14 protein-coding genes, 2 tRNA genes and 1 riboswitch are annotated in these 14204 nt (G+C 46.9%); of the genes, 8 read left to right on the forward strand and 8 right to left on the reverse strand.

Annotated elements, in window-relative coordinates; genetic code table 11:
- Positions 1-20 precede the first annotated feature (20 nt).
- The 3 genes from ASG16_RS17830 to ASG16_RS17840 form a co-directional block, all read right to left on the reverse strand.
- Positions 21-103: transfer RNA gene (locus tag ASG16_RS17830), tRNA-Leu, on the reverse strand.
- Positions 104-120: 17 nt separating this feature from the next.
- A tRNA-Pro gene (locus ASG16_RS17835) sits at positions 121-197 on the reverse strand.
- Positions 198-312: 115 nt separating this feature from the next.
- The gene (locus ASG16_RS17840) at positions 313-819 is read right to left on the reverse strand and encodes a hypothetical protein (protein WP_056489771.1); all 507 of its coding nucleotides are present in this window, start codon (positions 817-819) and stop codon (positions 313-315) included.
- 134 nt (positions 820-953) lie between these two features.
- On the opposite strand from ASG16_RS17840, the gene ASG16_RS17845 reads away from it, so the two are divergent.
- The 3 genes from ASG16_RS17845 to ASG16_RS17855 all read left to right on the forward strand — a co-directional run bounded on the left by ASG16_RS17845 (position 954) and on the right by ASG16_RS17855 (position 3580).
- Positions 954-1178, forward strand: coding sequence for a hypothetical protein (locus tag ASG16_RS17845; RefSeq protein ID WP_007722024.1), 225 nt, complete (start codon positions 954-956; stop codon positions 1176-1178).
- A 100-nt stretch (positions 1179-1278) separates the two neighbouring features.
- Entirely contained in the window at positions 1279-1704 is a 426-nt protein-coding gene (gene fosB, locus ASG16_RS17850) for a metallothiol transferase FosB (RefSeq protein ID WP_056489772.1), read from the forward strand.
- A gap of 154 nt (positions 1705-1858) precedes the next feature.
- Entirely contained in the window at positions 1859-3580 is a 1722-nt protein-coding gene (locus tag ASG16_RS17855) for a protoglobin domain-containing protein (protein WP_056489774.1), read from the forward strand.
- A gap of 5 nt (positions 3581-3585) precedes the next feature.
- Here ASG16_RS17855 and ASG16_RS17860 read toward each other — a convergent pair whose 3' ends face one another.
- Both ASG16_RS17860 and ASG16_RS17865 read right to left on the reverse strand, forming a co-directional pair.
- The gene (locus ASG16_RS17860; protein ID WP_056489775.1) at positions 3586-4695 is read right to left on the reverse strand and encodes a chymotrypsin family serine protease; all 1110 of its coding nucleotides are present in this window, start codon (positions 4693-4695) and stop codon (positions 3586-3588) included.
- A 545-nt stretch (positions 4696-5240) separates the two neighbouring features.
- Complete coding sequence (locus tag ASG16_RS17865) at positions 5241-5885, reverse strand: isochorismatase family protein (RefSeq protein ID WP_056489778.1); 645 nt, start codon at positions 5883-5885, stop codon at positions 5241-5243.
- A 378-nt stretch (positions 5886-6263) separates the two neighbouring features.
- On the opposite strand from ASG16_RS17865, the gene ASG16_RS17870 reads away from it, so the two are divergent.
- The 5 genes from ASG16_RS17870 (at position 6264) to ASG16_RS17890 (ending at position 10128) form a co-directional block, all read left to right on the forward strand.
- The gene (locus ASG16_RS17870; RefSeq protein WP_056489781.1) at positions 6264-6983 is read left to right on the forward strand and encodes an SDR family NAD(P)-dependent oxidoreductase; all 720 of its coding nucleotides are present in this window, start codon (positions 6264-6266) and stop codon (positions 6981-6983) included.
- A gap of 120 nt (positions 6984-7103) precedes the next feature.
- Positions 7104-7817: a FadR/GntR family transcriptional regulator gene (locus tag ASG16_RS17875; RefSeq protein WP_056489784.1), complete on the forward strand. Its 714-nt coding sequence runs from the start codon at positions 7104-7106 to the stop codon at positions 7815-7817.
- A gap of 119 nt (positions 7818-7936) precedes the next feature.
- The gene (locus ASG16_RS17880; RefSeq protein ID WP_056489787.1) at positions 7937-8905 is read left to right on the forward strand and encodes a fumarylacetoacetate hydrolase family protein; all 969 of its coding nucleotides are present in this window, start codon (positions 7937-7939) and stop codon (positions 8903-8905) included.
- 24 nt (positions 8906-8929) lie between these two features.
- Positions 8930-9814 carry a VOC family protein gene (locus tag ASG16_RS17885; RefSeq protein ID WP_056489790.1) on the forward strand — a complete coding sequence of 295 codons (885 nt, stop codon included), beginning with the start codon at positions 8930-8932 and terminating at the stop codon, positions 9812-9814.
- Complete coding sequence (locus ASG16_RS17890) at positions 9811-10128, forward strand: YciI family protein (protein ID WP_056489793.1); 318 nt, start codon at positions 9811-9813, stop codon at positions 10126-10128. The genes ASG16_RS17885 and ASG16_RS17890 overlap by 4 nt, the downstream gene beginning before the upstream one ends.
- A 362-nt stretch (positions 10129-10490) precedes the next feature.
- Here the strand turns inward: ASG16_RS17890 and ASG16_RS17895 are convergent, their stop codons facing one another.
- From ASG16_RS17895 to rsgA, 3 genes are all read right to left on the reverse strand, one after another.
- Positions 10491-11801: a nucleobase:cation symporter-2 family protein gene (locus ASG16_RS17895; RefSeq protein WP_056489795.1), complete on the reverse strand. Its 1311-nt coding sequence runs from the start codon at positions 11799-11801 to the stop codon at positions 10491-10493.
- Positions 11802-11833: 32 nt separating this feature from the next.
- Positions 11834-12424, reverse strand: a complete 591-nt coding sequence (locus ASG16_RS17900) for a xanthine phosphoribosyltransferase (protein WP_056489798.1) — start codon at positions 12422-12424, stop codon at positions 11834-11836.
- Positions 12425-12657: 233 nt separating this feature from the next.
- A riboswitch (purine riboswitch) is annotated at positions 12658-12759 on the reverse strand.
- A gap of 136 nt (positions 12760-12895) precedes the next feature.
- A complete protein-coding gene (gene rsgA, locus ASG16_RS17905) occupies positions 12896-13981 on the reverse strand; it encodes a ribosome small subunit-dependent GTPase A (protein ID WP_082517220.1) in 1086 nt (361 codons plus the stop codon).
- Positions 13982-14204 lie beyond the last annotated feature (223 nt).

The following is a 14204-nucleotide window of genomic DNA, read 5'->3' on the forward strand; positions in this document are numbered from 1 at the left end:
AAACCATATGTATAGATTGCTGGTGCCGGTAGAGGGACTTGAACCCCCACGGTTTCCCTCACGATTTTGAGTCGCGCGCGTCTGCCAATTCCGCCATACCGGCCTATTCAAATGAAAACATGGTCGGGAAGACAGGATTCGAACCTGCGACCCCTTGGTCCCAAGCCAAGTACTCTACCAAGCTGAGCTACTTCCCGATTTCCAGCCATATCGGACCTTCTCTCATTCGACAATTTCCGATAAGTATTGCAACACTTACATACTATACAGGCAAATTGAACCAATAGCAATACCGGATTTTTTGGAATATAGTCATTTTTTCCTAGTTTTTAACTTCTCTCTCCATGGTGTACAGATTTTTCCACAGGGTATTTGTCGTTTCAGGAAATCCTGCGGAAGGTTAAACGGATAGTCGAGCGGATGTCGTCCTACAACGATCCAACGCCCATTCGGAAGCTTTTTCAACTGGTACACACGGAAAAATCGATCACTTGGATCGAAGGCAAACCATACCACAAGCGTCGAACATCTGCTACCCGAAGACAGGACCTTTGATTTTACAATTGGCGGTGCCCCTATCGTATCACCTACTGGAATCGCGAGTCGTCCGTTTATTCGCCGCAAATCAAGATTGCCGATCACTCGATTTGCCAGACAAGGAGTCATGAATTTTTGCAAGAAACGGCGAATTTTCAATTTGGAATGAAACCGCTTTGGCAAAAGGATTCCGCGATCCCCCACCCGCTTATGCGCCGAAAAGATAATCGTAAAGAACGCTTGCTCTGCCAATCGAATGACTTGCACCCATTTCTTTTTCATTTAACGTCCCTCCCCCTGTCAGACTATGCATCGCAGGAGAAAAACGGTTGGACGCGTATCCACATACATAAACCGTAGCGTGCGGGGCAAATTAATACGGTGTTCCCATCATCAAAACCCGCAGGAGGTATATCATGCCGAGCCAAATTAACACCGACTCGCTTAAAAAAGCAGAGGTAGCCACTACGCTGGCAAAAAATATGATTACGCAAGCGATCGAGCAATCTGCTGCCAATCCACAGCTCGCCGAAGAAGCCCTGAAGCAAGCGTCTCAGGAAATTGCCCAAGCACAAACGATGGTATCCCAAGTCCAATCCACGCTACAAACCCAAGCGCAAGCTCAACAAAGTCAATCCTAAAACAAATTGCAGGCAGACCCGGGGTAGACTGGTGGTTTGCCTGTTTTCCCCATACAATAGCAATAGTTGCAAGATTATTGCTAAAAAGGTGGGGGATGTATTGCCGCAACTTCAAGGATTGAATCATTTGCTTTTCTCTGTCTCTGATCTGGAGAAATCTTTTTGTTTTTACCGGGATGTATTGCATGCCAATCCACTTGTACGAGGTCGCAAGCTGGCTTATTTTGAGCTGAATGGCTATTGGTTAGCGCTGAATGAGGAACCAGACATCCCTCGCAATGAAATTGCTCACTCCTATACACACATGGCCTTCACTATCACAGAAGAGTCATTTGATGAGTGGTATGCTCATTTGGAAAAGCATGGCGTTACCATTTTGCATGGACGGGATCGTTCGGAGCGGGATAAACGCTCCATTTATTTCACCGACCCTGATGGGCATAAGTTCGAATTGCATACAGGCACTCTCCAGGACCGTCTCGCCTATTACCGGGACGATAAGCATCACATGACCTTTTTTGAATAATCGATGATGTTGCCCATTTCTTCATATACTTTTCACAAAATCACAATAGTTCCAAAGATTCAATTCCCTTCGTGAATGCTATAATCTATAAAGCACTTATGGCCTATTCCTTTCATGAATAGGCCCGTTTTTCGTAAAAATTTGGAGGGATTTTATGTTTGGTAAGCGTGGCGCTCAAACCGTTACCGCCTCAATTCAAAAAAGCGATGTCCAAATGCCCGATCAGCTACAAGGAAAAGTGCATTTTTTGCAAATGAATCAGACAGACCTTGATCGGTTGAAACAAATTGAACCACTCTTAACAGAACACCTAGAGGCTATTACAGAGCGTCATTACCACATGCTTCGCCAATACTCCCATCTTATGCAGATCATCGAAACGCATACGACGGTTGATCGATTGGCCGTATCCTTTCGTCACTATTTGCAATCGCTTCCACATGCAAAGCTAGACGACGCCTATGTAGCCGGACGTAAGAAAATCGGAGAGGTCCACAGCAAGATTGGACTTGCTCCAGAATGGTATACAGGCTCTTACTTGCGGGTCTATGAGTATTTGATTCCCGCAATCGTCAACACCTATTCGAAACGTCCACAAGAACTTTCTTCCGTCCTGTTGGCACTCATGAAGATCATCACACTTGATTCGCAAATCGTCCTCCAATCGTATCAGGAGGACAATGATTTCAAAGTCATTGATCGTCTGGGCGAAGTTCTGGAGTTAGTGATTCAGATCGATAAATTCAAGCATGTGCTGGACACGATTGAGGATACGACCGAGGAAGCCGGCAATGTGGGATCTGCTGCCGAGCAACTAAGCGAATCTGTGCAAAAAGTGGCTCAATCAGCCGTCTCTGTCGCAGAGAGTGCTTCCACCACCATCGAGCAAGCGACGATCGGCAAGGACATTATCCAAGAGTCATTGACCAGCTTTCTTTCCATGGCAGATGAATTCCAAGAGATGCAAACAAAAATTTCGCAGCTAATGACATCCATTGCAGAAGTTTCCCAGATCGTCCAAGTCATACGCAATATTGCGGATCAAACCAATCTTCTTGCATTGAATGCGTCAATTGAGGCTGCGCGAGCAAACGAACACGGCCGCGGCTTTGCTATCGTGGCAGATGAAGTACGGAAGCTCGCCGAACAGACCAAGCAATCCGTGCAAAGCATTACAGCGACAATCAACAATGTCCAGAATGAAGCTGTCCAGGTAAAAGAAACGGCCACTCTCATGAGCGACCATTTTAACGATAAAGTGATTCAGACACGTGATGCAATTGGGATATTAGGAGATATTGTGCAAAATATTGAGACTGTCGGGCATTCCACCGGACATATCGCAGCATTGGCACAAGAGCAGTCTGCTGCCACCGATGATATTTCGATGCGCATATCGCAAGTCCAGACGAATATGGAGCAGGTCTCTTCGCACGTCGCGAATGTAGGTAAAAACGTCTATGATGTTGGCGCCAGCATTAACAGCCTGCACAAGTTGAGCATCACGCAAACGAGCCACTTAAAGACTAAGCATTACTTGCGAATCGTTAAAACCGACCATCTCTTATGGAGATGGTGGCTGTACAACTTCATGCTTGGCTATCACCACATTGATGAAAAAGAACTCGTCGACCATCATCAATGCCGCTTGGGGATTTGGTATAACGAGGCCCTGAACAATCCATCCGTGAGCACCTTGCCCTCTTTCAAGCAATTGGATACGCCTCACCGACAGTTCCATGAAACGGTTCGGCGAATTTACCACCTCGTCAAGCAAGGAAAACTAGAGGAAGCAGAAGCTGCGTTTGATACGTTAGAAGAAATCTCACAACGCATTCTCCACGTACTGGATCAGTTAGCCAACGAAGTTTCCTAATGCTATTATCTATTCGTCTTTTTCTTGCCCGGCTGCCTGTTGGAGGCAGCTTTTTTTGTTTGGACACGGTTTAACTCAGTGGCGGACAATGGTCTAGTACGAGCGTTGTTTCGCCTGACTCCTTTGGCTTTGGCAACTGACTTGCCAGTTCTCCCTGCTGCTCTTGCTACTCCGACGCCAAACGCTTGCAATGCCCAGACCACAGGATACGAAATCGAGAGTCTACCATTGGACGAACCAGCAAAATTCACTGCTGCAGCATAGTTGCCCGCAGTCAGCCAAACAGAGCCAGAATCTCCAGGCAAGGAGACGGGAACTGTACTTCTGATGACCGTCTGATTCTGAAAACGGATGGTCCCCAGTCCTCCGTAGTTCCCGTAACTGACATCAATATCGGTGTGGATCGATTCAACCGTTCCCCATGCCAGCCCCGATGAACGGCCCACTTTTTTCAATCTGCGCCCGATGCCATATGAACGAATCACACCTGGTACTCTGCCCACTGTTGCATAGCGGGGGGCAAGGAGTCGATTGGAAGTAGGGATACTAATCGCTGCATCCATTCGATTAGCTGCATTTCTCCGAAGCCGAACAAAGCGATACAAGCGCCCGATTCGGTCTCTTCCTGAACGGCCGCCGTCTGCTCCACCAGGCTGGATGGTCTCGGTATAGCCACTCGTATTGTTACGATTCAGGACGTGATTGTTGCTCAACACGAACCGTTGGCCTCCTCGGGCAACGATTAACCCAGCCGTTCCGGACGCTCCCGGGTAGCCGATGCTATATCCCGCAATCACAGGTCTGATTCTGCTGCGATAATTCGTTGCAGAGGGACGTACAGCAGGATGACAATGGCATCGTCCAGAGGTGACAGTTCGAACGGGAACGTATACATGAGTTGGAGTTGTCGCCACCTGTCTTTTGACAAGGACGCAGCTCGGGCAGCTCTTCTTCACGGCGGCACTTGCATTGACAGTATACATCACAATGCAGGCCCCGCCTTTTTTGTTTTTTCCGTTTGCGTAGCCAATCCCGATGCCAATTACACCCGGCATCCGCTTCCACCTTTTGACCAAATGCTTCTTGGCCAGGAGCGCTTCCTGAAAGGTTGCCATAGCACCCCTTCCTTTCTGGAGGTAGTTTGTTTTACATGGTCATCGTATGTAAAACTTGGCCAGCACTGTTGGACGCTTGTCATTGCGGGGAAGCCTTTTTTAAAAACCTCTTGTTCGAGCTATAGTGGTGGGAGGAAACAGGAGAAAACGCTCAGCTTCTAGGTCCACCTGCTGTGAGATTGACTGCCCGGCTCCATGAAAAAAGCGAAACCGCGTCCAATGACACGCTTTTAAGCGTCCACCTCTGAAACACATCGCTTTTTGCACTGCGTCTCGGTCGGAGTCCCAAAGATCTTCGCTTATTTCTCCTGTTTCCTCTACGAGCTGGTGGTTTTTTCAAGAGCTTAAAAAGATGAAAATAAACGAGTAGCTACGTCTGAGAAGGAAATTCCAAGACATAGCGACTTGTGGAGTCCGACTCAGTTTCTGATCGCATTCATTCATGCTGCGTGGAATTTTTGAAGAAAATAAAAAAGACGCAGACCTTCTTCCGTTTTGAGAAGAAGATCCGCGCTTTTTATTTGTAATGGTTGGTAAGTGCCAGATTACTTAGCTGCTTGGCCTTCTTTGAATGCTCTTTGGAAGCTTTCGATCAGCAAGCCATAGTTTGGCATTACTTCTGCATAAATTTGTGCGAACTCTTGTGTATCTGGGCGGTTCCATGTTTTTTGCAATTCGGACATAACAGCGAGTGTATCGATAGGAACTGCTCCAGCTTGCACTACACGTGCGAGTGTAATATCTGTTGCCATTTTGCTCCAGTTACCGGAAGCGTCAATTACAGTGAATACTTTGTAGCCTTCTGCCAGTGCGGACAAAGTAGGGAACGCCATGCAAACGCTGGTCAGTGTACCTGCAATAATCAGGGTTTTCTTACCAGTTGCTTCAACCGCTTTAACAAAGTTAGGGTTATCCCATGCATTGATTTCACCGTTGCGTGGTACATATACATTGTTTGGCAGGATTTCAGCGATTTCTAGAATCAATGGGCCATTTGGTCCACTTGGTACAGAGTCAGTTGTGAGTGTTGGGATATTCAGCAGCTTTGCCACTTTTGCAAGAGCAATCACGTTTCGACGGAGTGATGGTACGTCCATATCCCCTACTGTTTGGAACAGACCGCTTTGGTGGTCGATCAACAAGAGAGCTGCATCATTTACATCAATGACACTTGGTTTTTGCGTTGTCATGATAAATTCCTCCTAAAGGTTTATTAGTTTTGGATTAAGATGGTGCCATATTGGCTACATGACAATCACACCCTCATGACTCTTGTGCAGATTCACTGTGGATCCATTTTTCAATAGAGATAAATATCTTCATTTAAATTATCTCTAATTAAAGATACTAGAACTAGATATTTTAGCACCTCTGGGTCGTTTGGTTTATCACAGGATACTTGCCACAAGATTGTTTGTTTGTGTTATTTATCTTGAATTTAAGATATATTAATTAGAGATAACTGCCAATACCTTTTTTTACCAAACAGGAATTGACTTTTAAATCATTAAATAATATTATTTAAAAAGTCAAATGCTTCAGATAACTAATGAAAGGTGGAAAGATGAATGTCCCTATCAGGGAAATCGGTTGTGATTGTCGGAGGAACCAGCGGGCTGGGTCTTGCTGTAGCCAAATTCTGCGTGGAAAATGGTTGTCAGGTTGTAATTACTGGACGCGATCCGGAGCGAGCTAAGCAAATAGCTGCGAGCATTGGGAGCTTGGCAACGGGGATTGGTTTTGATTTGGCGCAGCCGGAGAGTATCGCAAAGGCGGTACAAGATATTGGTCAGGTCGATCATATTGTATTGGCAGCACTTGAGAGAGACAAAAATACCATTGAGCAATACGATACGGCTCGAGCCGCTCGTTTGACCACACTGAAGCTGGTCGGTTATACAGAGGTAGTTCATGCCTTGTTGCCAAAGCTCAAGCGCAGTGTGGAATCTTCTATTGTACTATTCGGAGGTCTTTCCAAGGAGTCCCCATATCTTGGGTCCATGACAATCACAACGGTAAACGCGGGCTTATACGGGTTAATGCGCTCACTTGCACTTGAATTATCGCCCATTCGGGTCAATTCCATTCACCCCAGCCTGGTCGGCGATAATCATACGTGGGTAAATGAAACCGAATATGTGGCGACAGTCGCATCCAAGACGCTGACCAAGCGGATAACGCATACAGAAGACGTAGTCAAGGCAGTTGATTTTTTATTCGACAATCTTGGAGTCAATGCTATCGAGCTGTATGTGGATGGCGGATTGCGGGCGCAACCATTAATGTAAGGCCATAAGAAGATATGGGAAAATCCCTTTATAGCCAATTATCAGTTTTGGTATAATGTAGAGAAACGAATTTGATTGAGTCAAGGCTCAATTGAAACGCCAAGGAAGGGAATTTCTTTCGTGTCTACTTATCTGAATTTGAGTGATCAGCTCCTGCATGAGCTTGGTAAACAAATTGTACAAGGGAAATTGCTTCCGGGCGAATTTTTGCCCAAGGTGGAAGTGCTAAGCGAGCAAAGAGGAGTTAGCCGTACGGTAGTGCGTGAGGCTCTGAAGGGTTTAACAGCTCGCAGGCTGGTTGAATCCACCACGAAGGTTGGGACAGTTGTTCGACCGCGATCTGACTGGCAATGGTGGGACCCCAATGTACTTGTCTGGGCTTCTCATGCCAAAGATAACCAGTCCTTCTTGCTTCAACTGACTGAGGTGCGACTGGCTATTGAACTCGCAGCAGTTGAGCTGGCAGTTGCCAATGCTACCGATAGCGATATCGCCGAGATCGAAACAGCCTATTACAAGCTGGAGGCTTCCATTTCGGATGAGCAGGAATGGGCAAAAGCCGATTACGAATTTCATAACAGCATTTTGCTGGCATCACACAATGTGCTGATGATCAGTTTGGTCAGCATGCTGCGGACGACATTGATAAACAGCAGACATGTTACGATTCCCCGTCTGAAAAATCAAAGAAAGAATACTTCTGAAGAGAATTTTTATGATGAAATCCTGCTGCACAAGGAAGTAATGGAAGCAATTCGTGTACGCGATAAGGCGAGAGCCAGTCAAGCCATGCATAAATTGATAAAACGGGTGGCCCAGCTTATACGCGATTGAGTGTTACGTATGGCTGGGAAGTATCGATGCTGATTCACAGACGATGGCCTGATTCATTTCGGTAAAAATAAATATTATTATATTATAAAAACCGTTCTGATTTTGAAAGGAGTGGAAAAATGGGTATTCCAGTGGTCCGTTTTGAGAAAGAGATGCAGGTTCATTGGGGAGTGGTAGAGAAAGACGAAATCGTAGTGTTGGCAGGTCACTACCGTACATTGGCCGATTTTTTGAAAACAGGTGTGGAGGAAGCAAAGAAGGCACTGAAAACAGCGGATGCAAGCAGGATTTCTTTTCCCGAGATTACGCTGAAAAGTCCTGTTACGGAGCCGGCTCGCATCATCTGCCAGGGTGCCAACTACGTTTCTCATCGGGCGGAAGCAGGTCTTTCCGTGGAGCGCCCTCCCTTTAACATGATTTTTACCAAAGCCGACAGCTCATTATGCGGAGCGGATTCGGACATCATGCGCCCGAAGCATGTCAAATTGCTGGACTATGAACTGGAGCTTGGGCTCGTCTTGGGCCAGGATATCAGCGGGCCTCTCCAAATTTCAGATGAAAATTTGCATGAGTACGTAGCAGGGCTCGTGATTGCCAACGATGTATCGGCACGGGATGTCCAGCTTCCCCAAGGCCAGTGGCTAAAAGGAAAAAGCTATCGCACGTTTTGTCCGACAGGGCCGTATTTATACTTGCTGGAAAAAGACGAGATGCCATCTATCCATGAGCTGGACTTGAAGTTATGGGTAAACGGAGAGCTAAGACAATCCTCCAATACCAGCCAGCTTTTGTATAAGCCAGCGGAAACGTTGACGGAATTATCAGAGATCATGAATTTGTCCGTAGGTGATCTGATTCTTACCGGGACGACAGGTGGTGTTGCCCTGCATCTCCAGTCAGAGGTGATGGATCAAATTCTGAATCCGTTTGTGCCTGGACAGAAAAAGATGGAGCTGCTGGTTGAAAGTCAAATGGGCAGTAACAAGTATTTGCGGGATGGTGACATCATTCGTTGTGAGATCAAAAGCGCCGATGGCTCAATTGATCTTGGCATCCAAGAGAACCAGGTACGCGCACAACAACCATAACCCAAAATCGGGAGGGGTAGCGTGATGATTAAAGCAATCAGACTTGGATTTGCGGAGTTTGCCAGCAAGGATGTGGAGAAAATGGCCTCCTATTATACGGAGGCAATGGGCTACAAGATCACGGATCGCAGTGAGAATGGAAGCGTCTATCTGAGCAATGGGCTGGATCATCACAATATTGTGTTGACTCCATCCGATTACAGCGGCATTCTGCGCTACGGCTATCAGTTGGACAACAAGCTGTCTTTAAAGGAAGTACAGGAACAGCTCAAGCAAAAAGGAATCCATTCTGTCCTGAAAGCGGATGCGAAGCCAGGCATACCGGAATATCTCGACTTGCAGGACCCGGATGGGAACCAGGTGCAGTTGTATGCCCAAATGGAGCTGACAGCCCCCGGATTTGGAACCTCGGGTATCGTTCCGCTCAAGCTAGGCCACATTGCTTTTTATGCCAAGAAAGTGAAGGAATGCGTATCGTTCTATGAAGAGGCTCTCGGCTTCTGGTTTACGGATAAAATTGATGAAAATTTCTGCCACTTCATGACCTGCAATACTGATCATCACGTCATCAACATCGTGGCCTCCCCTCATACTTCCAAAATGCATCACATCGCGTTCCAGTTAAAGGATGCAAGTCATCATTATGCTAGCTCAGATGTTTTGGCAAGGAACGACATTCCTGTGCTTTGGGGGCCGTCTCGTCATACTGCCGGACATAATATTGCGACGTACCATTACGACCCTGATCAGAACGTGGTGGAATTGTACACGGATATGGATGTGTATCTCCCTGAGCTCGGTATGTTCGAGCCTCGTCCCTGGCACAAATATTTGCCACTCAAGCCGAGAGTGTGGGAAGGACTGAGTTCATGGGGCACTGATTTTGAGTTCAATTTAGGGGATGTATGAATTCAAGCGTGAAAGACAGCAAGATGCTGTTTCTGGTGCATGCGGTCGACCGGGGCGAGAATGGTGAGGATCGCCTGAGATGGTACAAGGCGCACAGGGAACACATGGCCCGTATCGAAGCTTATAACATCCAGATCGTGATGGCTGGCCCGTTGGTGGAAGAACAGCACGGCGAAACGATGATCGGAAGCTTCCTGCTGATCGAAGCGGAAAACAAATCATATGTGGAAGCTTTTATACACGATGATCCGTTTTATGTAAACGAGGTCTGGGAACAAATCAGCATTCACCGCTTTTTGCAACGAATAGGCTGAACAAATGAGAGGGGCTGTCTACGAGCTTTCCTGTTTATCTGATTTATTAATGCCATAAAAGATTGAAGAATGTGAACAGCTACACGAGAGAAGAATATTTCCAGACGTAGCGACTTGTGGAGTCCTACCGAGCGGAGAAGGGATTCGCGGGCAAGAGAAACGCAACCGTGCCCATACGACGTAGCGGCTACCACTTTTGCGTTTCCCCGCGAATCCCTTCGGAGCGGACAGTCTTAGCCCTCAGCAGGACGGAGCCTGGAGCCTAGACTGGAAATATTCTTCTCTCCACCACAGCCACGTTTCCAACGCAAAACCGCCACCTCCTGTTTAACCAAGAAATGGCGGTTCATTGTTTGATGAGATTAAGACGCTTCCGAAACAGTTACATTTGCCGGAGCAGTCTGAGTTACTTTTTTATTCGTATGAACGAGCAAAATGTTCAAGATAACTGCCGTCAAAGAACCTGTCACGATACCATTTTGCAGCATCATTTTTGCCAACGTAGGCAGTTGATCAAACATCGTCGGAACCGCAGCAGAGCCTAGTCCAACAGCGATACTGCAAGCAGCGATCAGCAGATTTTCGTTTTTGTTCAGATCAACCTGCGAGAGAATATTGATACCAGATGCAACAACCATCCCAAACATGGCAATCATCGCTCCACCCAATACCGCGTTAGGAATAACCGTTGTCAAAGCAGCCAGCTTCGGCAGTAAGCCGAGAACAACGAGGATTCCACCGGCACCAATCATCACATCACGCGATTTAATGCCAGTCAAGGAAACCAGACCAACGTTTTGCGAAAAAGCCGTGTAAGGGAATGCGTTGAAAATGCCGCCAAGTACAATTGCGACCCCTTCCCCGCGCAATCCTTTGACTACATCTTGATCTGTTACTTTTGTATCCGTCACTTTACCAAGCGCAAAGTAAACGCCTGTGGACTCAGCCATGCTGATGATGTTGACGAGAATCATGGTAACAATGGCCACAATACTGAACTGTGGTGTACCGAAGTAAAACGGTTCAACCACGCTAAACCAAGAGGCTTCCACAACATTCGCGAAGCTGACCATCCCCATCATGTAAGCAACAGCCGTACCGACAATCAAGCCGAGCAATACCGAAATCGCACGAATAAATCCGGTAAAGAAACGATTAATAAGCAAAATGATAACCAGCGTTCCTAAAGCCAAAAGCAGATTGTGCGGTTGTCCAAAGTCTGGCATGCCTTGTCCGCCAGCCGCGTTGTTCATCGCAACGGGAATGAGTGACAGTCCAATGATCGTAACGACCGAACCTTGTACAACGGTTGGGAAAAAGCGCAGCAGCTTACCAAACAGTGGAGCTGCCAAGACAACGAATATACCCGATATAATGATGGCACCATAGGCGGTCGCTAGATTACTCGTAGACGCAATCGCGATAATCGGCCCTACTGCTGTAAACGTACAGCCTAGCACAACAGGAAGGCGTATCCCTGTATAACGTGTGCCAAGGACTTGCAAGAGCGTCGCGATTCCGCATGTAAAAAGATCGGCAGCAATCAAATAAGCGATTTGCGTAGGAGTCAGATTCAAAGCACCACCGATAATCAACGGTACGACGACGGCTCCTGCATACATGGCAAGAATGTGCTGTAAGCCCAAAGTAACAATCTTATGTTTGGCTAGCATGAGTGAACCCTTACCTCCTATTCATTTTTTGATTATACGCGTGCAGGCTCTTCTTCAATAAAGTGAATGCCTTCTGGTGACATTGATTCAATACGTGCCAATGATTCGATTCGCACGCCAGCTTGCTCCAAGAGACCGCGGCCTTCCTGGAAGCTTTTTTCAATAACAGCGCCAACTCCGACGAGATGAGCACCAGCATCTTTAACAATATTCGTAAGCCCCACCAGAGCAGCTCCCGTAGCCAAGAAGTCATCGACAATCAATACGCGGTCTTCTTTGGACAAATACTGACGGGATACACTGATTTGATACGTTTCCTGACGGGTAAAGGAATGAACAGGAGCAGAGTATACTTCCTCTGTCAGCGTGACAGCTTTTTTCTTTTTCGCGTAGATAAAGGGAACACCCAACGCAAAAGAAGTCGCCATAGCAAAATGAATTCCACTTGCCTCAATCGTCACGACTTTTGTGATTTTTTCACCAGCGAACAGCTCGGCAAAGCGCTGTCCGATCTTCATCGTCAATTGTGGATCTACCTGGTGGTTCAAAAACGCATCCACCTTCAAAACGGATGCCGACAGTACCTTGCCGTCCTGTACGATGCGCTCTTGTAATTCTTTCATCAATTCTTCCTCCTCGGATATGGTTCCGGCCACTTTTTATACCTGTGGCCTGCTGAAATATAGAAAGCCCAGAGCGGACAGTGTCACAAGCGGGCTACGTAACAAACCAACGCCAAGTGAAACTGTCCCTCTGGGCTTTTATCCCTTAGGTGTGACACATCCATGGTGCCTGCGTCGCTCGGACCAGCTTTCTTCCAACCCTATTCTTGGAATAGGAAAGAAAGAGACGGAACCCTAGACGCACTTTCACTCGTAGTCAGGTGATTTACGGTCACCTGGTAGAAACGGTTGGGCCTTATTCCCAAAATTATACGAGCTACCTATATATTTATTTCGAAGTGTAATAGCGAGTATTGACCAAATCTATCATAACTCCCGCGTTGTGAGCAAGCGTTAATTTTTGAAAGTGAAAGGAAGCGCTTACTTGTCCAAATAAAGGAAAGAGCCCTGATTTCTCAAGGGCTCTCGTACTTATCTCTTCGGTTTTTTCTGCCGCATTTGAACGTTGATCTTCTTCCATTTATCCCTTTCAGCGGCTGCAAGCCTTGCATCCTCTTTACGTGCCAAATGGGCCAATTCGCGCTGAAGCTTTAGATAACTGTCAAAGCGTGCCTTTTCCAATGATCCAGCTTGGATGGCAGCTTGAACAGCACAGCCAGGCTCGCGCATATGCTTGCAATCATTGAAACGGCATGTTTCCGCAATGGACTCGACATCGTCAAAAGCACCGCGGAAACCTTCATCTGCCTCCCAGAGCTGCAACTCCCTCATGCCCGGTGTATCGATCATCAGAGCACCACTTGGCAATCGGAACAGTTCGCGATGTGTCGTCGTATGGCGGCCACGGTCATCGCCTTCACGCACGCCACTGACTTTTTGCATCTCCGCTCCGCTCAATTTATTGATCAACGTCGATTTGCCAACACCAGAGGAACCCATTAAGGCAATCGTCTGGCCCTCGCCCAGATAAGGCTCGAGTTGATCCAGTCCTTCTCCCTGCTCGGCACTGACTACGTGAACAGGTACTCCGATTGCGACTGATTCTATCTCTGCCATACATGAATCCAGATCGTCACACAAATCTGCTTTTGAAAGCACAATCACCGGATTGGCTCCACTTTCCCACGCAAGAATGAGATAGCGTTCTATCCTGCGCAGATTTAAATCATTATTTAAGGAATTCACGAGAAAAACAGTATCCACGTTAGCGGCCACAATCTGCTCTTCCACAGTATCCCCAGCTACTTTGCGGGAGAACTTGCTTTTACGTGGAAGAAGTCCGTGGATGGAGGCTTTCTTTTCCTCTGGACGAGCACTGATCACTACCCAGTCCCCGACAGCCGGAAAATCTTCTCGTCCGATAGCTTCATAACGAAGCTTACCCGTTACTTCGCCCAGAAGTTCGCCATGCTCACTCCACAGACGATAAATACGTTTATGTTCGAGTGTGATACGTCCCACACTGTAGCCTTGCTCGGCATAAGGGGCAAAATGATTAGCAAAATACTCATTCCAGCCCATAGATTGCAATACTTGTTGATTGGTTAGTTGATTCACTGCGGATTCCCCCTGCAATTGGTTAAATATATGGCTATCAGCCAGAACCAGTCACAGTCGAATCCTCATTTGGTGAACGGTATTACTGTTCGCTTGAAAGGAGGATTCCTGTGACCCCGACTACGACACTCTGAACAAATTTGATGGCTACCATAAAACATCTCTCCTTTAGCAAACCTACCATTCAGGTTTGGAATCATATTTCCCAGTTATTGTACCATAA

This window comes from Brevibacillus sp. Leaf182 (assembly GCF_001423865.2).
GTDB lineage: Bacteria > Bacillota > Bacilli > Brevibacillales > Brevibacillaceae > Brevibacillus > Brevibacillus brevis_C.